We start from the raw sequence: 20,736 nt of genomic DNA, 5'->3' as shown, positions 1-20,736 counted from the left end.
TTAGTTATTAAGAAGAGTCGCATTATTATCACGGTAACGATCTTTAACTTTTTCCCAGTTCGATTTGCCGCCTTGGCCAGTAACCTCTTTGGTCCAAGCCTGTGCGCCTGCGGCTTTATTCGGGTCTTTTTCTCCTCCAGGAAGATACGGACGATACTGAGAACTAGAGGATCCAGATCCTCCACCAATTCCCCAGCTTCCACCGCCACCGCCGCCTCCAGCGCCACCTAGAATATTCGCATTCAATGCTTTTTTCGCATTGGAACTATCAGCAGCAGATCCACTGCCTGTTCCACCGCTGCCGCCACTTAATGCGCCACTACCACCGCCGACTGGCGCTCCAGCCCCTTGAGCCGACGAATCACCCGTATTAGTGTTTGTAAGACCATCTGTTCCTGTTGAGGCAAGGTCGGCAGATGTCAGGCCACCAGTAGAGCTCGTCGTTCCTGCATTCGGAGAAGAAACTGCCTGCATAGCTGCGGTTGTACTTTGTCCTGATTTTTGAAGAGTGTTATCACAACCCGCCAATCGAGGATTTGCTTTACAAATACACTCTGGCAACTGTGCATTCGCCGCAATTGAACAGGTATCAGTATTTGTCGCAGTCGCCGAAGCCGTGCCGTTCGTATTGCTATCACATTTATTACTTTGCGCGAGTGATTTTGCCATAGACGCTAAACCAGCGACCGCCGAGAAAGCAAGCTCCGCATATTTTCCCTGACATACCTTCGCTTTTCCAGCTACCGACTTATTATTGGCTTCTTTAATCTCTGCTTCGATAGCATCTTTAAGAGGCTGAAGGTGGGCATTATAATTAGCCAAAGCACTATTGCAGGTCGTATCGGACGGATTTGCACATATTGGCTTGGCCGTTTCTAATTGTTTTTTCATATCTGCTACTGCATCGCGAGCTTGGACACAAGAATATCCACATCCCGCTTTCATCGCGCCGCAAACTGCTGTGTACGCAGTCATAGCATCCTGTGCGATACCAAGTGCTTTTGAGAAAGTACTGCAGGAATCATTTACTGCAATACCAGCCAAAGATGCTAACGGATTAATTGTTGTAATCGCTTTCTGAATAAGTGGACTGAAGTTTTCCAAACATGCGCAGGCAGCATAATGCTGTCTATCAATACAGTTTCCTATATTTTCAGCGAAGGCAATGCTGTCTTTTTCTATTGCTGCGCTTATAGCCGCAACAGATGGAATTTGCTTCCCAGCTTTTGCAAGAGCATTTGCAGGACCTGTGATGTCTGCACCATTTTTATCAATAGCTTCACCGGCTCCGTCTATCCCTCCTGTATCGCATAACTGTGCTCCCCCGGAGTCGACCTGAGAATCCATTTGCGAATACTGAGAAGGATCTGTTGCTGGTACCGGAGTAGCGCCGTAACTTACATCGTCACCCATTTTCGTAGCGCCTACTTCAGCAAAAGAAAGAGAACTCGTCGCTGTTATCGTGACGAACATACCAAAAATAGCAGTAAAAGTAGTGAGTCTAAACACACTTAACTTTTTCATAAGATTCCCCTATGCCCTAACTAATCGGCCAAAGGTCTTACAATCTTAAAGAATTTCTCAACAATCTCAGAACGAGACGTTTAATTAGAAGTCGTCCGGTGGAGGGTTAAGTAAACCACCTGTAGTATTATCGCCGCCAAGATGCAGATTTGTAGCTTTTAAAAAATCAGAAGAGACCATCTTCACAGAATAGCCGGTACTTCCTCCCACCACACAGTTCCCCGGCGTAGGCACACCGTCAGCGGGCTGAGTCGCACATTTCCCAAAATGATCCGTGTTGAGTGAGTAATCAACCAAGTCCTTACCTGTCCAGCCCGTTAGCACATTTGCCCAATCAAGAATCGTGTAAGTAAACTTTGACGTTATCGGTAACAAGGGTTGGGTAGTCTCTGAAGTCTTTGCGAAATTTTGAACCTCCGCAATCTGGTCTTTCACAGAAAAAGTTTTGAAATTATAAGATCCTTTATTAAAGTTAGCGTGAAAGCCAATATCAGGTCGCAAGCTCGCACGAATTGATGATGCTTTCTTCGACATGAATCCCGGACCAAGTTTAGCAAAGTAGTTATTGTAGTAATCAGGTTCAATAGAGTAGTAAGTCGCATCGAATGCATTTGGTACTACTGCTGACATTTCGAGTTCTCTCATTGTTGAAGGAGCATCATTTGTCGCATTCCAAGCCAAAATGTCGCCTGTTCCCTGGGTAAATTTAAATGGAAGAGCATCCCAGTCCGCAAAGCTGGGGGCACTGTCTCCTTGATATAATCCGTTAGCGCCGAAACTTATATTTCCATTTCTCCATGACGGATCTAATTGATAAATTGAGCGCGAATAGTAACCGATCATCATGGCCGACTTCAATCCATATGGATCACCAACATAACGGCTGTAATTAGCAGCTCGCACGGCTTTATCTTTAGCCGTAGTCAAACCACCAATATTAGCAATATCAGTGACCCGCGGTGGAACAAGTGCATCTGTTTTTTCTGCACCGGATGCTGATTGTGACTCTGTCGGATTCCATTGATTTGTATACCACGGGCCGACTCTTCCCCCGAACGGTTTGAAAAATGCTCTTGCAGAAAGAGTCACTTTATCAAAAGGACTGAATGGGATTTTCGGCTGGGTTGATGCGCTGACACCAAAATAGGCTACGCACCATGGATTCTTCTCAACACCTAGCGAGAAGTTGTAGGTGTCTGTTAATGTTTTCGTATATCCAACATATGGAAGAAGTTGTTTTATTGCCGCAGTCAATTCGGCAATGTAAGGATCGCCATAGTGGAACGGAACGCCAGAAGTCGCAGCCGGATTGTTCGCAGCATTTTCATCGCCATTAAATTCTTTTCCTACTGGTTTGATTTCCAGATGATTGCATTGAGTATCAATATAATTAAAACCAGGATAAATTTTTATCGGCCTCAGCCACTTGGTAGGACTGTTGTCATCTCCAGTAGACCCACAACTCGAATGAGCCAACGAATTATAAACTTTAAATTTTGTAATGCCTTCTCTATTTGGTGCAGTTAAATTATTTTGAAAAGTAGTTTGAGTTCCTGCCGCTACGCTATCACCGTTAATATCAGAAAAATCATCAGTGCTTGAACTCATATCTTTCGATATCGCATTCATCACGAGCATGCGATCCCTCTGGTCCGCATTATAAGCCACCACAAATTTAGCCAGCATCATGTAATTATAAGAACCAAAAACCTTGCAGCGATTTGTCGCGTCCTCTAAAAGCTTTGTCGAAACTGCATTCATCGTGGCAGAGACCTGCAAGAAACCAAAAACTCTAGGCGGACTAAAGAGCTTTACTCCGCTCATCGTAGCCATATCACGACAGGTATTTTCTTTCGGTGGCATGGGTTTAAAAGGAATGTAAGTAACGCAGAATGAGGGGGCCTCTTGATAATCATCCATCGTAGGTTCCGAAGTATACACAGTGTCGATAGCCCTTTGATCATTTAAGTGCCCCGACGATCCACCCTCAGTTCCCGTCTTCTGCCATGGATTATAATTCCACTCCCCCGCACTGCCCAACATACGATAGCGCCATGCGAGCAGCTTCCAGCTTTGGCGAATTTGATAATTCATGTGCGCAATCGCATTTAAATTTTCGGCTTGTTTTGAAGCACCATAATAGGCAGCAAGGTCCACAGAGTTTTGTAGATTGATTTTGTGATGAACCAAAAGACCGACGTTAACGACCATCGCGAAAAATAAAAACAAAACTTGAAATACCAAAGCAACAAACAAAGCGACTTGGCCGTTGCGATTTTTAAAACGTAAAAAAGGAGAGCGATGGTTTTTCTGCATTGCGCTTTCTACTTTGGTGAAGCCAAAGTGTAGATAAACATTGTCTCTTATCGTCTAATGAGAGGCAATAACTCGACCTCGAAAACTTTGACTTGTTCTATAGTGAGATGACAGACTTTTAGCCATAGTTCTAAGGAAGGAACTCGACCATGGTCCGTGCGTATGCTGTCATTCTTTTAGCCATTCTTATTGTGCCTTTAAACTCCCACGCAGAAATTCTTTTCGAAGGATATTCCAAGATTCTTTCGGGGGACCAGCACATTGGTTACGTAGTTAGTCGTTATGAATTTGATTCAAAAAAGAAGCAATTCATCTCTACTTATCTTTTGAAAACGGGAAAAGGAAATGGCGAAGTCACCGAAAGCCTTCATGCTGTTGCTGACTCTGAGCTCGCTCCTATTTCCTACGAGTACACAACTCTTGCAGGTAAAGATGCAAAGACAATCGATGCACGCTTTAAAGCCGGCACTTTAAGCGCTGTCATCAAAACTGGTGGAAAAATTCAACGCATTGAAAAGAAAATTCCAAAAGGAACTTTCCTTTCAACTTTCCTTGTGTACCTGATGCTAAAAAGTAAAGATGGATTAAAATCAGAAACAAATTATGAGTATCAGGCCATCGCCGAAGAAGATGCTGCCATTTACAAAGGGCAAGCACTTGTAGGTAAGGAAGAAAATCACAACGGCTTTAAAGCTTTCAAAATTTTAAATACGTTTAAAGACAGCAAATTTTTAAGCTTCGTCAACGAGCGCGGTGAGGTTCTTGGAACAAATGCCATGGGCCAAAACATCACAACAGAACTTGTCGCAGATCCGAGCGATGCAACGACAGGCCAAAGTTTCAGCAGCACAATCCTGAAAACTCTATTTGGAAATGTGCCTGCTGGAACAACTAACGTGGTCTCTCGAAATGAAAAAATAAAATCCACACCAAGTGCAGCTCCATCAAAGCAATCTGGAGTTCCACAAGGCGAAGGCACAAATCTTAAAGCTCAACCTCAGAAAAGCGGTCAGTAAAGGAATCTTGCATGAGCATTAAAGCAACGATTGGTCAGCATTTATTCATTGGCATTTCTGGCCATGCGCTGACAAAAGACGAAAAAAAATTCATCGTAGAAAATAATATCGGTGGCATTTGCCTCTTCGGCCGTAATGTTGCCGAACCAAAACAAGTTCGTGAGTTGTGTGCGGAAATTCAATCACTGCGCCATCTTCAAGCCGACAAAGCTCCCCTATTTATCGGTATCGACATGGAGGGTGGACGGGTTCATCGCCTGAAGCCACCTTTTACCGTATGGCCACCCCTTAGAAAACTTGGCGACTTGGATGCACCGACAGCCTCTTTCCATTTCGCAAATCGCATGGGCCAAGAGATGAAAGCCGTGGGGATTAACTTGGACTTCGCTCCATCCGTAGATGTTTTCACAAATCCAGCCAACACGGTCATCGGAGATCGCTCTATTAGTGATGATCCCGAAAAAGTTGCTCGTCACGTTTCCGCTTTAGTTCGTGGCTATATCAAGTCCGAGATCATTACCTGCGCAAAGCACTTCCCTGGGCATGGCAATACCATCGTGGACAGTCACTATGATTTGCCGGTGGAAGATCTAGATATGCAAAGATTGGAAAGCCTCGAGCTGATTCCGTTTAAAAAGGCATTCAAGGCTCGAGTCGACATGGTCATGACATCACATATTAAATTTCCGAAAATTGATCCCGAATGGCCAGTCACTTTATCAGAAGTTTTTATTAAAAAGATCATTCGCGATGAATGTCGTTATCGAGGGTTTGTCATCACAGACGATCTTGGAATGAAAGCTATGGCCAGCCACTTTGGTATTGAAGAAATTCCCGTTCGCGCCCTGAAAGCTGGAGCCGAACTTCTTCTTTACTGCAACGAGCCGGAGGTTCCTCCCCAAGCTTTGGAAGCAATTTTAGGCGCCACAGCACAAGGAGTCCTAGATCAGGCCGAGCTGGAAGCAACTCACAAAAAGATTTTGGATTTCAAAAAAATAAAAATTCCGAATCCAGATCCATTATCTTTGGAAGAAGTGAATCAAATCGTCGGTAGTCCTGAAAACATCAAGATCGCCACGGCTATTGCTAACGGCACAATGCCTGAAGGTCTACTGCCAGAATAGGCTGACAAGCGCGCGAACATCCCTGAATTAATTACCCTCCCCTAGTGGTTCAACTGGAACTAGGGGCTTCTCGAGATGGCCTGGGAATTGATAATGCTTCCCTTGATGCCAGAGGAGTATTTATGGGTTTTGACGCAAAAAGTGGTGAAGAAAACCACGAAAATCAGTTGAGTCTTTTCGAGTTGCCGCAAATGCAATTCGTAGAAGAAAAGGCCGTTTCGACAGAAACGACTGAAGTCACTCCAATCACTTCTGCTTCGGCGAAATCTTCGATGAGCGAAGGTTCTAGCGCCATCGATTACAATTCTTGGGTTCTAGCTCATAGCGAACCTGAACAAAGCAAAACTTCAAAATTCATGACGATGTCTATGGCTCTGCATGCCGCAGCCATCTTAGGCATTGCGATAATGAGCGTTCCGCTAGTAGAGCAAGCCAAGACTGAAACAATCACCATTGAAATCGCTGAGCCTGCCAAGCCTATTCGTCAAGCTCGAGGCGCTGACGTGATTCCTACCAAAGGCGGTACTCCTGTTCGGCAAGAAAAGATGATCCAGCCAGCTCCTGCCAAAGACGTCGGCGGGCCTGGAGATGTAGTTGTCGCGGCAAAGCATGGGAAAACTGTTAAAGTTGCGAAGGCCGTGAAAGCACACAAAGCAGCTGCCCCGAGAATGAAAGCGGCTGCTAAATCCGCGCACAGTGTTGCCGCGAAGACAAACTTCAAAGCCGTTCCTATGACGATCGATGATATCTCTGCTCCAGAGTTGGATCAGGGCGAACTTGCAAAAACGAACGTGAAGTCTGAGTTGAACGAGGACTTCAACGACGACTTTGCCTCTGTAGATCGTAAGCACAAAAAAGCCATTGCTGCTGAAGAAGACAATTTAAACGCAATGACTTCTGCATTAGCTGCAGAACAAGACGACGAGTTGAAGTCCGTCGAAGAAGAAAATAAAGCAGATGCTGCTCGCCTTGCAGCACTTCAAGATTCCATAAAAAAGAATAATGCTCAGGCGATCGCTTCCGCTGTTGCTTCTGAAAAAGCTGCGGCCGCTGCGGCTGCAAAAGAAGCGGCCGCTCGTGATGCTGCCGCAAGAGCGTCAGCCCTTGCCGCCGCGAAAGCGAAAAAAGCTGGCATCGGCCACGGTGGAAGCGGAACTGGAAATGGAGAAGGCAGTGGTGCTGGCAAAGCAGGTGCTGTTGGTCCAAGCTCCCAAGTCGCGGGTGCTCCAACAGGAGTACGCAGCCTTGATCAGCTTCGCCAAATGCCAGGAAACCCACGTCCTCAATATGATCGCGACGAGCGCAAGCGCGGCGATGCCGGTGAAATCGTATTCCATGCTTACGTAAGCAAAGATGGATATGTCTCCCAATTCCGTATGATGAGATCTACGGGGTTCCGCAACCTTGATGCAAAAACTTTGAATGCATTAAGAAAATGGAGATTCTATCCAGGCCAAGAAGGCTGGGTGGAGCTTCCGTTCCGTTGGGATATTAAAGGTGGAATGCAAGAAGACGGCGGTCGCCTAAGAACTTCGGTCAGCCAAAGATAGGCTGACTGATCACCCAAAAAAGCGACAAAGAACAAAAGGAAAAAGCCTTTGGCCAGATGACCAAAGGCTTTTTTATTATCTAAATGCCTAAAATTACTAAAGAACTAGTCTTTGAAAAGAGTCTTAGCAGATTTAGTAGAGCCTTTTGTGCGAAGAGCAGCCTTACGTTTTTTACCGCTAGTAGATTTTTTCTTTTCGCGAATGTACTCAGTTTTCTTTGTTTTAGAAGCCATCGTTAACCCCTTATTATTGACAGAACGAGTTAGTTATCAAAACGGAATGATCAAGTCAATCGAATGCCTATAATCTCCCGATTTTTCGGTATTAGCCTGATAAGCATAGTTAATTTGGAAGCGAGGACCATTAAAACCGAGCCCCGCAGTCACTAGCTGCCTTTCATCATCCGTGTCATCCGAGTACCCCATGCGCCCAATAAAGAACCTATTGAAGTACATCTCCAAACCGGCCTCGTAAACCGACTCTGAGGTGACGTCTAAACGGAATCGCGTAGAATCGTGATAAATATAGTTAAGGCCCCCGGCTGCCGATGTTTTTGGGCGGAATTCTTTTGGAATCGAGTCTTTCTCACCAAAAACATTGTAAACCACCAGGCCGAATCCCAGATTATCTCGCGGAGTATACAAAAAACCTAAATCCGCATTCGTCTGGCTATAGTTTGCAGTCGGAACATTCATTGTTAGATAATGACCCGTCAAACCTACCGTCCACTTTGCGAAGAAAAATTCTGCAAAAGTCACAGCAAGATCTTGTTGTTTCAAATCGCCCATCGAGCTTGTTGATTTCTTTTGTACGAACGAGAATCCAGCTGGGATCGTGCTTTCTTCAGTGTTGTCACTCAAGCTTGCAGCCAATTCATCTTTTGCAAATGAAGTGAATAGAAAACGACCTTTGAGATGTGGCACAGCTGCGGGATTTAACAATAAAGAATCACCAGGTTCTATGGCCGCACGTCCAGTTCCTCCCGTCGCTGCCGAGATTGAAGACGTATAAACTTGGGCGAAGGCCATGTTCACGCTAAGATAAACAAGTAGAAAAACAGGAAGTTTAATTAAGCTCAAAGGACGGAGCATGATGAATCACCTCGCACAAATTCTGTGTGCATTTGTTTTTGCATCGATATTCTATCCATCGGTCCAGGCGTCAGCCAACACATTTACTGCAAAACCTGTTCGTTCCGGTGACACACTGATTTCAATTTTGGCTAAAAATGGATTTTCAATGCGTGATCGCGAGGTTGTTTTGCGCTCAAGTGCGGGCTTGCGCACTTTATTTCTGACTTTGGATACTCAATACTTAGTACGCCGGGAAAAAGGCGAAACCGAGTTGCGCGTTTTTGACTCGCAAACTTCGGCGGCTTTCAAAATCCTGAAAAACGCAGACAAAGTTTCCGCAGTGAGCTATCGCCCCGATTATAAAATCACTCTTCAACGTATTGAGGGACGAATTTACGGCTCTGTTTTAGGAAGTGTTCTTTCTAAAGTGAACAGCAATTTTGTGGCGAGTCGTTTTACTGATGCCTATGCGTTCGATTTGAAATCGGGAAAACATTTAAAGCGCGGAGCCCGCTATTGGTTCAACGTGCAAAAGAAATACGAGTCCGGTCATTTCATTAAATACGGTGAAATTCTTCAGACTTCTTTAGAGGTCGATGGGCAGGATCTTCGCAAACGTTTCGTGCGTAACAATGACGGCGGAGTTTTCTTCAATGCTGACGATTTGCTTGAGAAACGGCCGCTCTATGCCCCAGTGAACTATATCAAAATCGCCAGTGCCTTTCAGCCAAACCGTGTGCATCCTATTACAGGCCGAAGACAGCCTCACTTAGGTGTCGATTTTGAATTGCCTGCAGGTGAGCCAGTTCTGGCTGCTCGCAAAGGAGTCGTTGTTCGGTATGGAAACAATCACGCGGCGGGAAATTACATTGTGCTTCAGCACTCGAACGGCATGGAGACAGCCTACGATCATCTCTATAAGATCGATAGAAAGATTCATCAAGGGTTGCGGGTAAATGCCGGCGAGAAGATTGCTGAGGTCGGTTGCACAGGATACTGCACTCGTGCGCATCTGCACTTTGCAGTAAAGAAAAAGGGCCGAATGGTCGACCCTCTTTTTTATATCAAATCATATCCGTATCATATGGAAGAACAGCTTGAAGCTCGCGTTGCTCAGAACTAGTAGCGCGTGCAAATTGTGATGTACTGAGCACATCTCGCAGTTGGGATGACTCCACCGGTGTAGCCACTTGCGCCGACTAATGGGTTATAGCATTGTTGGCTTGGGTCGTAATTTACACCCACTGCCGTGCCGTTCAAAGTTTCTTCGTCATAGCAAGACACTGAACCTTTAGGAACTACACAGCCGTAAGAGGGGTTCACATCCCAATCAGTTGCATTCAATACGTGACGTGCAATTTCCACTTCACGACGAACTGTCGCATCAGAAATTTGAGCCCACGTTAAAGCCGGACAATAAGTTGCACGGTCAGCCGCACGAACCACTTTGTACTTGCGATTGCAATTCCAATTATAAGTTATTGAAGATGATGAAAGATCAATCTCTTGTAGGGTGCCGATTGTATTTGCTGGAAGAACTGAACTCGAAGTGCTTGATACGCCGCTTGGCCATGTAAATGTCGTTTTATAAGCGCGACCGTAAGCTGTTTTTACCGGGGTCGTCGTACTTGCAGCACGGATCAAGTTTGGATCCGAAGTACTTTGCAAATAAGTTAAACTCAACTCGCCGTCATTATTAAGCACGTTACGGAATCCAGCCGCAGTTCCCTCATCCGCATTAAATGTCAAAGTGCCTTCCAAGGTTCTGTTGCCAGCCGAGAACGGGAAATAGCTATAGTAAGAAGCATAAGGCGAAGCTGTTCCTGTTTTAACGACATACGTGTCCATCACCAAGGGATCTGTCAAACTGCTCACCATACTGATCACATCAGTACCCAGAGTTACTGACGATGATGATGAGTAAACATTAAAGAGATTTGCTTTCGAGCGGATTGCCATATTTGGCACAGCCGCAGAGTTCGCTGGCGAATCACCAAGATATTGTGAATATTGATCAGAACTTAAAGTCGTCGCTGGATAATTCGGATGGAAGTTTGCATCCATGTAAGTAAAAAAGCCATCAGCCAGTTTAACACCCATAGTTTCGTATGCACCCGCTTTGATTGAATAAAAGGCGCTGTTTCCGGTCAAACTAGAGTTTGCACATGAGTTATAAGAAATCGTGTCAAAGCCCGAGTCAAATGCGAAGGGAATTGCAGATACGAGTGCAGCGACAGTGTCACCATATTTGGCTGAAAGCGCCGCATCGGTACTGGTCACATTTATACCATTATCCAGTGAGGAGTCGAAACCGGCTTTACCGCAGTTTTGAAACGACACAACAAGAACGCAGCATGCCGCAACGGCACCTAACGTACGCCACGTCGTTTTATGAAAACGTACTTTCATGGACTGATCCCCCGAACTCTAGGCTAACATGCTCATCGGAGTTTTGTTGATAAATTACAGTCTCATTCTCAAGTTAAGACGGCACTCATTATGGCTTGTCTTAGAATGAAACGTTTGAGATTTATATAGGGATGCCAAAAATTAAAAAAGCCATTATCCCAGCCGCAGGTCTAGGAACACGATTCCTCCCTGCCACCAAAACAGTCCCGAAGGAGATGCTCACGATCGTTGACGCTCCGATCATTCTTTACGTTGTTGAAGAAGCCGTGAAAGCAGGCATCGAAGACATTGTATTGATCGCGGGACGCGGTAAGCATGCTATCGAGGATTTCTTTGATACCTCTTATGAGCTTGAAGACAAGCTTGCAAAAGATGGCAAAGATAAGTTGCTCGAGCGCGTAACTAGAATCCGCGATAAAGCCAATATTATCAGTATTCGTCAAAAGCATGCTTTAGGTTTGGGTCATGCCGTACTTTGTGGTCTTCCAATTATTGGCAAAGAACCTTTTGCAGTTCTTTTGGGTGACGAAATTACGATGGAAGCTAATGGCGAACCTAACGTTACGGAACAGTTGGTGAAGTCTTTTGAACAAACAAGCATCTCGACAATTTCCGTGATGAAAGTAGCTGATAAAGATGTTTCGAAATACGGTATTGCCGAAGTTCAAGAAAAGTCCCCTGGATTTTTCAAGGTAACTTCTTTAGTGGAAAAACCAAAACCGTCAGAGACAACGAGTCGTTGGGCCTTGCCGGGTCGCTATGTATTCGATAATGCCATCATGGATATCTTGCTTAATGCAAAGTCCACTTTGAACGGCGAAATTCAGTTAACTGATAGCATGAAGCTTTTGTGTCAGCTTCAAGGTCTAAATGCGATGACTTTCACGGCGGATCGTTACGATGCCGGTGACAAGTTGGGATACTTGCAAGCGAATATAGAGCTCGCTTTAAAAAATCCAGAGTTGGGCCCCGAGCTTTCTGCTTATATTAAAGAACTCGTAAAACGTTTTTAAGGATGAAGACTGTTATGAAAAAAATGTTGGTTACTTCTTTCTCCTTCTTCCTAGTGCCGCTGATGGCCTCTGCTTACATCATTCCCACAAGAATGATTTTGCAGAGAACATCTGAAAACGCAGGCTCTGGCATTTACGCTATTGAACAAGAAGTTCAATTTGCAAATGGTGAAGACACAATCCACTTAAAAGAAACTTGGCTGATCGACAGCGATCGCACCATGCGTCTGACAGTGACCGGCACTAAAGAGCTGCAAAATACTTTCAAATTACAATTCGTCTACGCTGGTGGCCAGCGTTGGAGCTTGGTGAACAACAACCGTCACTCGGATCGAATGTCAGAAGATTTCTTAGAGAAATTTCTGAACTTCAGAAGTCCGGAAGTGATGGCGCAGTCTTTAGCGCACTATAAAATGATTCCTGCGACTGCATACAACCGCAAGCCTTCCGCCAAAACAGGTGCTGAATTTAAATATGAACCCGAGTCTTGGGTTCGTTATTCCCGCACAGGCGGAGTTCCAAACTATGCTTTGGGTATTGCAACTCCGGTAGATCAAACGGCAGGCAATCCTGGTATATGGATCGAACAAGACCAATTTGTTATTCGTAAATTACGTTTACCAAACCAGGTGGAAATGACAGCGGACAATTATAACCAGTTCGCAAAAGGTTTATACTATCCTCGTCAGCAGACGATTCGTTGGGGTAACAACACTGTGAATATCCGTCTCATCAGCGCCTCAGCCCGTCCCGCTTCCGCGAATAGTTTGTTCCAGCCTTCTTCACTGGATTCCAATCTAAAACTTGATGGCCTTGAAGGTTTGCCCGCAAAAGAAGCCATTATTGAATTTTATTCGAGGTATCGATGAGTGATACGCTTTGGAAGGTCGCAGTTGATGCTCCCCTTCCTGAAGCCCTCACCTATAAATTTTCTGAGTCTTTGCAACGTGGTCAGCTAGTTGATGTTCCCCTCGGAAAACGCAAGGTCAAAGGCCTTGCACTGGGAACAACAACTGAAGTTCCTGCCTTTGAAATCAAAAGCATTGCATCCATTGATGAAGAATATCGCCCACTTCCTGAGCCGTTTGTAAAATGGCTTGAGTGGTTGGCCTCTTATTATCTGCACCCAGTCGGACAAGTTGTTCAGTCTGCTTTTCCGCCGCTCAAGAAAACGGACAAGCAACGCGCAAGCAAACGCGCACCGGTTATTCCACAACTGTCAGCGGATTCAGAATTGGATTTAACTCCGGAACAAAAGACATGCTTTGAGTCGATCTCACAGCATTCGGGATTTTCTACGCACTTACTTTTCGGTGTTACGGGTTCCGGTAAAACCGAAGTATATCTGCGTCTTCTTGACAAGGTTTTGAAGGAAGGAAAGCGCGGTTTAGTTCTCGTGCCCGAGATTTCTTTGACTCCGCAGTTGGTGCAGCGCTTTGCTAGACGCTTTGGTGACAAGATCGCAGCAATGCATTCACAACTTACGGACCGTGAACGCACGAATCAGTGGTGGGACATTGTCGATGGAAAGAAATCTATTCTGATCGGAGCACGCTCTGCCCTATTCTGCCCTATTGAAGATTTGGGTCTCATCATTGTCGATGAAGAGCACGAACCAAGCTTTAAGCAAGATGAGAAATTAAAATACAACGGCCGCGATGCCGCTGTGATGCTTGGAAAAATGATGAACTGCCCTGTGGTTTTAGGCTCGGCGACTCCAAGCCTTGAAACCTGGAAGAATGCTCAAGAGGGAAAATATCACCTTCACACCTTAAAAAACCGTGTGGCCGGTCGTTCGCTTCCGACAATTGAAGTGATCGATCTGCGCGAACAAAAGGCAGACGACGATCAACAGAAATTGATGGTTCACAAGTACTCTCATCTGCCATTCTGGTTAAGTCCGCAACTTTATGAAAAAATGAATGTGGTTTTAGAGCAAGGCGATCAAGCCGCCTTATTTTTAAATCGTCGCGGAATTGCACAGATGGTGGTCTGTCCTTCTTGCGGCCATACTCGCGAATGTCCAAACTGTGATATCTCGCTGACATTACATGCTGGATCACATCTGATTTGCCATTACTGCGACTATCACGAGAATTTTAAAACACGCTGTCCTGACTGCAAAGAAGGTGAATTAGAAGCCATCGGCCTTGGCACTGAACTTTTAGAAACAGACCTAACAAGACTTTTCCCAGGAAAGACAATTGCTCGCGCTGATCGGGATGAAATTCAAAATCGGGCTGATCTTGAAGATCTGATTTCAAAAATGGAGACCGGTGAAATTGATATCCTAGTAGGTACACAGATGATCGCGAAAGGTTTGGATTTTCCAAAACTAAAACTTGTGGGACTAGTTCTTGCGGATGTGGGCTTCAATCTTCCTGATTTCCGTGCGACTGAAAGAAGTTTTCAGCTCATCACACAGATGAGCGGTCGCAGCGGTCGTCACGTGAAAGAAGGCGAAAGTCCAGGCTACGTCATCATTCAGACTTTCAATGCGGAACATGAAAGTATCACTTTCGCACGAAATCACGACTATGAAGGCTTCGCGCAATATGAACTCAATAACAGAGCAGCACTCAGTTATCCTCCAATGGGGCGTTTGGTGAGCTTCCGAATTCAGGGTACTCATCTCGGAAAAGTCGAAGAAACCGCACGACTTTTAGCGAGAAGAGCACACAGTTTGAAGGCTCAATTCCCTCAATACGCGCCTATGGAGATTCTAGGACCTGCAGAAGCAGCACTCGCAAAACTTCGAGGACAATTCCGGTATCATCTACTGCTGAAGACGAACCAAGGCTCTATTGCCAATCCATTTTCGAGACAGCTTCTTGGAGATCAAGAGTGGGTTCCTTCGGGAATTAAAATTTTGGTCGACATAGATCCAATGAATTTGCTTTAAATCCAAAGCTTTCCTAGAATGAAGGCTTGAGGATTTAGTTCATGATTCAATGCCCGCGATGCGGAATACAAGTAACCGAGCTTCACCCTGTAGATCCTGATTTAGTTGAAAAGCTACAGGCTGCCGGTGAATCCAATTTGCCACCCCAAGTGTGTGCCGGTTGTATTTCCGATTTGCGCAGAACCGTAGCAACAAGCAGCGGTGGCGTATTGATGGCGCAAGAGCGCGCTCGCGAGCAACATCGTTTAACACTTTGGAAAAGCCGTGTGCAGCTCATTAAAAAAGCTCGCATGTGCATGAACTCGAAACTTTATTCTGAAGCTGCCATTGCTTACGAAAAATATCTAAAAATTCTTGATATCGTTTTTGAGGTTAAAAAAGGTGATCGCCTTCGACCTGAGGCTTTCAAAGAAAGTGCACGTACGACAGAGCTAACGGTTGTAGCGTCGGTGTATTGGGATTTGATGCGCATCTATGACACTCACGAAAAATATCAAGATCGTATGTTGAATGCGGCAAAGCAACTGGCAATTTTCATTCAATTTACACCGATTTATCCAGATATCATCAAGAAGGCCGAATCGTTCGTTCGCTCTGCCAATAATCCAGGTGTTGTTAAACAATTCTTGAAAATGTCGGATAAAGAGCGTCCTCGTTGCTTCATCGCAACTTCCGCTTTTGGTCCCCAAGCTTTAGAAGTTCAAGAGCTTCGCGTGTTCCGCGACTTCACTTTGAAAAGCTCGGTGGCTGGTCGCAAGTTTATTTACGCATACTACAAAATCTCTCCCAGCATTGCTTGCTTATTGGATAAGCAACCTTGGCTCAAACCCGCAGTGCGAGCAGCTCTCCGTCTTTTGATTAAATGCGTTAGCTAAGTTTTCTGTCCTTTGAGGCTTGCAAAGATCCGCTCTTATGAGGGAAGGTATTTGCATGGCTCAACATATCTACGACTATGCAATCATCGGAAGCGGACTTACAGGACTTAGCATCGCAGCGGCACTTAGCCGCGAAACAAGCAATATCGTTTTGCTTGAAGGCGCTGACGTTGCTGGTGGCGTGAACAAACAAATCAATTTCCCAACTGGCTCAATCAATAATGGCCTGCGTTTTGTTCCTGACTCTGTCCTTTCAGAAAAAGCGATGAGATTCTTGGAAAGCTTGCTTGAAACAAAAGTTGTTGCTGATGTTTCAGAAGAAGCCCCGATCACTTATGACTCAGGCAATTTTAAAACATTCCTTGGTTTCGGCGAAAACCCGCCTGCATTCTATGAAGAGTTGAACTACTTCACGTCTTCAAAGAAATTGGATCTTGCGGTGGAACCTTACCAGTGGACTCAGATGTTGTTACAAAAATTCACAGGCGACTTCATGCCACGTTCTTACGTGACCAAGTTCCACCAAGAAAACGACAAAGTGACCAGCATCACAATCAATGGTTCCAAAACTTTACATGCTCACAACTTTATCTTTGCGGGAACAGTGAAAGATCTTGCGATCCTATTGCCTGAAGACGCTGTCTCTGTTCGTGCTCGTTCCAAACTTGCAAAAAATAATTACTGGACAGCTTTGTGCTTGGATCTTTGCCATGGCAAGGCTGTGACCGAATCAACAGCGATGCACGTATTGAATGGAACAACTCAAGACGAAATCGGACCTTGTGCAGGTCGCTTCCTGCCTGCTGTTGAAGTGGAAGGTCAAACCTTGCAAGCATCTCAATGGATCACATTCATCGAGTCGGAAGTAACAGACGATAGCGAATCTGTGGGTCTTGCTTTGAAGAAGATCAAGCGCCAAGTAAAACGCGCTTATCCTGAGGCGCTGGATGATTTGAAGCTTGAAAGAATTTTCGTTTCTCCGATCATTGCGGGCAATGGTGATTTGAAATTGAGTGCGAACATGACAATCCCAAGCCTTGAAAATCTTTGGATTGCTTCTGCGACTGTGAATGAACAAAAGAATCTTGTGGGCTCTTTATTACAAGCGGAAATGATCGTGGCTTCATTGGGATTCAAAGTTCAAGAAGTTGAACACTTGGAAACTGATTTTCAAGAAGCTTCAATGTAAGCAAATTCAAAATTAAAAAAAGAAAAAGGGTGAAGTTGTCTTCACCCTTTTTCTTTTATACCGCCATCTTCTGTTCGGGACTTGGGGTATAACCTTCTTCCCGCAGATTCTTCACGACCGAATTTCCGAAAAATATATAAGATGTATTATTGTGTGAGTATTTTGCATAGGTTGGATGGTCCATCAATATTTGATGAAGCCTGCCCAAATTGTACTGAGGCACCGTCGGAAACATGTGATGCGCCAGATGCAAACGTACATTGTGCGGGCCAAAGAGGAAGCTTTGCACAGGGCCCGACATTACATTTCTTGTCCCGTTCATCTCATGTTCATATTTCAATCCGAAATGTTCGGCGATACTGCGAATGCGTTGAATTGTTGGAAACAACGTCAACATTGGAACCATCCAATAAAGAAGAAAGCCTTTCCCATATCCCGTCATCACAACTGCGGTTGCCACCACAGCCCAATAAGCCATTTTCTTTTTATCATTCTTAGAGATCATATAAGCCAAGACCATCCACTCAAGACCACCGACCATGAGTTGACGACCTAAAACTTTCGCCATCGTCAGTGGACGTTGTGGATACTGCCATTCAGCCTTAGGAATTTTACGAGCCCAATCAGGATCTTTCTCGGTATTCGTAGCACTGTGATGAGCCGAGTGATTTCGACGATATGCCTCTGTCGTCATAAAGGTCGGATAAGCACAGACGAAATCAACAATCATGTCACCCCAAGTGACATTCTTAAAGACCCGCAAGTGAGCCGCCTCATGCATTAACACCAGAAGCGCATGCTGACGAGATGCAATCACCACTACAGTCAACGCATACAACCACCAACTAAAATATGTAGAGCACACGGCAATCGCCGCGGCAATAACGGCCCAGTCAAAAATGACTGGAATAAACTGTCGAGCCGGATTTACCTTGGAAAATTCATTCACGACTTTTCTAACGCTGGGATCTTTTTTAAAAGCATCGATTTCGGATTGAATCTGCGGGTTCTTTATCATGATCATTCTTCCTTTTGCCTAGTACTTTTCGACACAAACAAGATCACGCTGAAGACTCAAAGAACAATTTTTTATTTAGTTCAATTTGAAGCACCTTTACTATTTTTTGTTCGCGAATGTTTGGGAGACAAAGATTACATCTGTGCAGAACTTAAGTTTCGAATGGAAGTGTAAAAGAAAATGTCGAACCTTCGCCCAATTGGCTTTCCAAAAATATTTTACCGCCCATAAGCTCAATCAGATTTTTCGAAATCATCAGACCCAATCCTGATCCGCCATAACGACGCGAGATGGATGGAGTGGCTTGAGTGAAATTCCCAAATAATTTTTGCTGGTGCTCTTTCGCGATACCAACTCCGGTGTCTACAATCTTCCAGTGAAATGACGAAGGCACGTTCATATCTCGAGTGACGTGGATTGAAATGCCTCCTCGCTCTGTGAACTTCACGGCGTTACCGACTAGATTTATAAGAATCTGCTTAATACGATGAGAATCACCCACAGCAAGTTGCGGCAAATCTTGATCTAAAACCACCTCGAACTCGAGGCCCTTTTCGCGACAACGAACCAAAAACATGTTCCTCACATCGTGATGAAGTTGATGCAAGTCAAATTGATGTCGATCGATTTGCATCAATCCATTTTCGATTTTTGAAAAATCCAGAATATCATCGATCAAAACTTGCAGGGATTCCGAGCAGCGATGGATGGTTTCAGTATACTGTTTTTGATCTGAATTTAACTCGGTGTCGCGCAGAACATCCGTGAATCCAATAATGCTATTTAATGGAGTGCGAATCTCGTGGCTCATATTGCTCAGGAATGTGGATTTTAACGTGGATATTCGCACGGCTTCCTCTTTAGCGACTGTCAGCTCGTACTTCGAACGCGCCATATCCCAAAGTTCTTCACGAATTTTGTGAATCCCCATGAATAAGACGACATCTTCAAAGATCACCCACAACGTATGTTCGACCCACCGATGATGGGCATCTGTATCGGTTCCATAGATGGACATCGGAATCCAAAAGCCGCGCAGATAGTGATCTGAAGCCACAATAAACGACGCAATTACCAAAAGCCCAAAGTCTTTATAAAAAGCCAAGAGAGCCAATGACACGAAAATATGAAAGTGGGTTTCGATCCGCCCTCCCGAAAGATGAATAAATAAGGACGAAAATAGAACCTGGCAGATCGCGATCGTGTAACGTGTGATCTTCTCGCCCGGCGCGCTCCACGCCAGAAACATCGGAGGGAGTGCGAAAACTCCCCCCAAAACAAACCCTAAAATAAGTCCTTCTTGTGCATGATTGGCAGGCCCCAGCCACGTTGATGGCGAAATTAGCCAAGCCGTCAGAATGGCTCCAAACCATTGAATTCCCATCAAAAATGCGAATGCCTGATCTACACGAATGCAGATTTCTGTGGATTGTTCTTCAAAGATCTTCCTGATCTCGGGGTTGCCTTTAGCAAGCGCGAGTTGACGATCCATACCCTTCCGATCAACGTGAAAATTAGGGATAAAAAGGTCGCTTCAGCTAGTATGCTTCACAACGCAATACGTCTAAACAATCTTTAATACGGGTCGTGAATTTGTAACGAAACTCGATCAAGACGAGACAGGTCAAAGACTTCTTGCTCTGCATGAGTCGCTATGATATCCCGTGAGTCCAACAATAACACACTCTCGAGCATTAACTGGTCCCCCAAGTACTGAAAAAGGGGGTCTTCCGGCGAAAAAAAGAAGCTGGCTCTGCACGAGAGGAGGAATAACCAGAAAGGAAGTACTACCATGGCACAAGTTACCATGAAAGAAATGCTAGACGCTGGCGTCCACTTCGGACATCAAACACAGCGTTGGAACCCAAAAATGAAACCTTACGTTTACACAGCTAGAGGCGGTATTCATATTATCGACCTTCAAAAAACTGTTGTTCGTGCGAACAAAGCTGCTGACTACGTAAAAGAGATCGCTGCTAACGGCGGCCGTATGATCTTCGTTGGTACTAAAAAACAAGCTATCGAGCCTGTTCAAGAAGCTGCTGCAAAATGCGGTCAGTACTATGTTACTAAACGTTGGTTGGGTGGCATGATGACTAACTTCGAAACGATCAAATCATCTATCGATCGTCTTCGTAAAGTTGATCAAATGAAAGAAAAAGGCGAATTCAACTACCTTACTAAAAAAGAACGCGCAAAAATCGAAAAAGAATACCTTCGTTTGTCTGAGTTCTTGAACGGTATCCGTGACATGAAGGAAATGCCTTCTGTTATGTTCGTAGTAGATCTTCCAAAAGAACACATCGCAGTTGCTGAAGCAAAACGCTTGGGCATGTCTGTAGTTGGTATCGCTGATACAAACTCTGACCCAGAATCTATTGATTACCCAATTCCAGGTAACGACGATGCGATCCGTTCTATCAAATTGTTCGCGAACCTAGTTGCTGAAGCCTACTTGGAAGGTGCAAAAGTTTGGGAACAAAAACTTCGCACAATGACTGACAAACAATCTGACGTTGCTAAAGAAGCTAAAGGCGAAGAAAAAGCTGATGCTCCTAAACGTCGCGCTCCTGCAAAAGCTGGTGCTAAAGAAGCTCCTAAAAAAGCTGCTGGTCCAGCGGTTGTTAAAGCCAACAAAGGTCGTAAACTTGTTGCTGCTGGTACAGCAGAAGAAGTTGAGATCCAAGCTGAGCTTGAAAACAAAGACGAATCTGCTGAGTAGCCTCC

Annotated in this window: 17 protein-coding genes; 10 read left to right on the top strand and 7 right to left on the bottom strand. The window is 44.9% G+C overall.

The window, feature by feature from the left end; translation table 11 throughout:
- The gene (locus VF412_RS10540) at positions 1-1,524 is read right to left on the bottom strand and encodes a hypothetical protein (protein ID WP_331339203.1); all 1,524 of its coding nucleotides are present in this window, start codon (positions 1,522-1,524) and stop codon (positions 1-3) included.
- Positions 1,525-1,608: 84 nt separating this feature from the next.
- Positions 1,609-3,840 (bottom strand): Tad domain-containing protein, encoded by a 2,232-nt coding sequence (locus VF412_RS10535; protein WP_331339202.1) that lies wholly within the window; start codon positions 3,838-3,840, stop codon positions 1,609-1,611.
- A 149-nt stretch (positions 3,841-3,989) separates the two neighbouring features.
- On the opposite strand from VF412_RS10535, the gene VF412_RS10530 reads away from it, so the two are divergent.
- The 3 genes from VF412_RS10530 (at position 3,990) to VF412_RS10520 (ending at position 7,530) form a co-directional block, all read left to right on the top strand.
- Positions 3,990-4,856, top strand: a complete 867-nt coding sequence (locus tag VF412_RS10530) for a hypothetical protein (protein ID WP_331339201.1) — start codon at positions 3,990-3,992, stop codon at positions 4,854-4,856.
- A gap of 11 nt (positions 4,857-4,867) precedes the next feature.
- Positions 4,868-5,980 (top strand): beta-N-acetylhexosaminidase, encoded by a 1,113-nt coding sequence (gene nagZ / locus VF412_RS10525; RefSeq protein ID WP_331339200.1) that lies wholly within the window; start codon positions 4,868-4,870, stop codon positions 5,978-5,980.
- Positions 5,981-6,102: 122 nt separating this feature from the next.
- A complete protein-coding gene (locus VF412_RS10520) occupies positions 6,103-7,530 on the top strand; it encodes a TonB family protein (RefSeq protein ID WP_331339199.1) in 1,428 nt (475 codons plus the stop codon).
- Positions 7,531-7,634: 104 nt separating this feature from the next.
- Here VF412_RS10520 and VF412_RS10515 read toward each other — a convergent pair whose 3' ends face one another.
- Positions 7,635-7,763, bottom strand: a complete 129-nt coding sequence (locus tag VF412_RS10515; protein WP_331339198.1) for a hypothetical protein — start codon at positions 7,761-7,763, stop codon at positions 7,635-7,637.
- A gap of 36 nt (positions 7,764-7,799) precedes the next feature.
- Complete coding sequence (locus VF412_RS10510; RefSeq protein ID WP_331339197.1) at positions 7,800-8,609, bottom strand: hypothetical protein; 810 nt, start codon at positions 8,607-8,609, stop codon at positions 7,800-7,802.
- Positions 8,610-8,619: 10 nt separating this feature from the next.
- Here VF412_RS10510 and VF412_RS10505 point away from each other — a divergent pair, with 10 nt between their 5' ends.
- Positions 8,620-9,726 (top strand): M23 family metallopeptidase, encoded by a 1,107-nt coding sequence (locus VF412_RS10505; protein WP_331339196.1) that lies wholly within the window; start codon positions 8,620-8,622, stop codon positions 9,724-9,726.
- Here VF412_RS10505 and VF412_RS10500 read toward each other — a convergent pair.
- The gene (locus tag VF412_RS10500; RefSeq protein WP_331339195.1) at positions 9,723-11,012 is read right to left on the bottom strand and encodes a hypothetical protein; all 1,290 of its coding nucleotides are present in this window, start codon (positions 11,010-11,012) and stop codon (positions 9,723-9,725) included. The two genes, VF412_RS10505 and VF412_RS10500, sit on opposite strands and share 4 nt — an antisense overlap.
- Before the next feature lie 131 nt (positions 11,013-11,143).
- Between VF412_RS10500 and VF412_RS10495 the strand changes: the two genes are divergently transcribed.
- Genes VF412_RS10495 through VF412_RS10475 form a run of 5 tightly spaced genes read left to right on the top strand, consistent with a single transcriptional unit; the run spans position 11,144 to position 16,991 of the window.
- Positions 11,144-12,025, top strand: coding sequence for a UTP--glucose-1-phosphate uridylyltransferase (locus VF412_RS10495; RefSeq protein WP_331339194.1), 882 nt, complete (start codon positions 11,144-11,146; stop codon positions 12,023-12,025).
- Positions 12,026-12,039: 14 nt separating this feature from the next.
- Positions 12,040-12,894 (top strand): hypothetical protein, encoded by an 855-nt coding sequence (locus tag VF412_RS10490; protein WP_331339193.1) that lies wholly within the window; start codon positions 12,040-12,042, stop codon positions 12,892-12,894.
- The gene (gene priA, locus VF412_RS10485; RefSeq protein WP_331339192.1) at positions 12,891-14,927 is read left to right on the top strand and encodes a replication restart helicase PriA; all 2,037 of its coding nucleotides are present in this window, start codon (positions 12,891-12,893) and stop codon (positions 14,925-14,927) included. The genes VF412_RS10490 and priA overlap by 4 nt, the downstream gene beginning before the upstream one ends.
- A gap of 41 nt (positions 14,928-14,968) precedes the next feature.
- Entirely contained in the window at positions 14,969-15,802 is an 834-nt protein-coding gene (locus VF412_RS10480) for a CFI-box-CTERM domain-containing protein (RefSeq protein WP_331339191.1), read from the top strand.
- Between the two features lie 55 nt (positions 15,803-15,857).
- Entirely contained in the window at positions 15,858-16,991 is a 1,134-nt protein-coding gene (locus VF412_RS10475; protein ID WP_331339190.1) for an FAD-dependent oxidoreductase, read from the top strand.
- Positions 16,992-17,046: 55 nt separating this feature from the next.
- On the opposite strand, the gene VF412_RS10470 is transcribed toward VF412_RS10475, so the two are convergent.
- Together VF412_RS10470 and VF412_RS10465 are read right to left on the bottom strand one after the other, a co-directional pair.
- Positions 17,047-18,015, bottom strand: coding sequence for a fatty acid desaturase family protein (locus VF412_RS10470; protein ID WP_331339189.1), 969 nt, complete (start codon positions 18,013-18,015; stop codon positions 17,047-17,049).
- A gap of 145 nt (positions 18,016-18,160) precedes the next feature.
- On the bottom strand, positions 18,161-19,501 hold the full coding sequence (locus VF412_RS10465; protein ID WP_331339188.1) for an ATP-binding protein: 1,341 nt from the start codon (positions 19,499-19,501) through the stop codon (positions 18,161-18,163).
- A 300-nt stretch (positions 19,502-19,801) separates the two neighbouring features.
- Here VF412_RS10465 and rpsB point away from each other — a divergent pair, with 300 nt between their 5' ends.
- Positions 19,802-20,731 (top strand): 30S ribosomal protein S2, encoded by a 930-nt coding sequence (gene rpsB / locus VF412_RS10460; RefSeq protein WP_331339187.1) that lies wholly within the window; start codon positions 19,802-19,804, stop codon positions 20,729-20,731.
- Positions 20,732-20,736: the final 5 nt, after the last annotated feature.

Origin of the sequence: Bdellovibrio sp. (assembly GCF_036384735.1) — a bacterium.
GTDB lineage: Bacteria > Bdellovibrionota > Bdellovibrionia > Bdellovibrionales > Bdellovibrionaceae > Bdellovibrio.
This window is presented reverse-complemented; position numbering and strand designations above follow the sequence as displayed.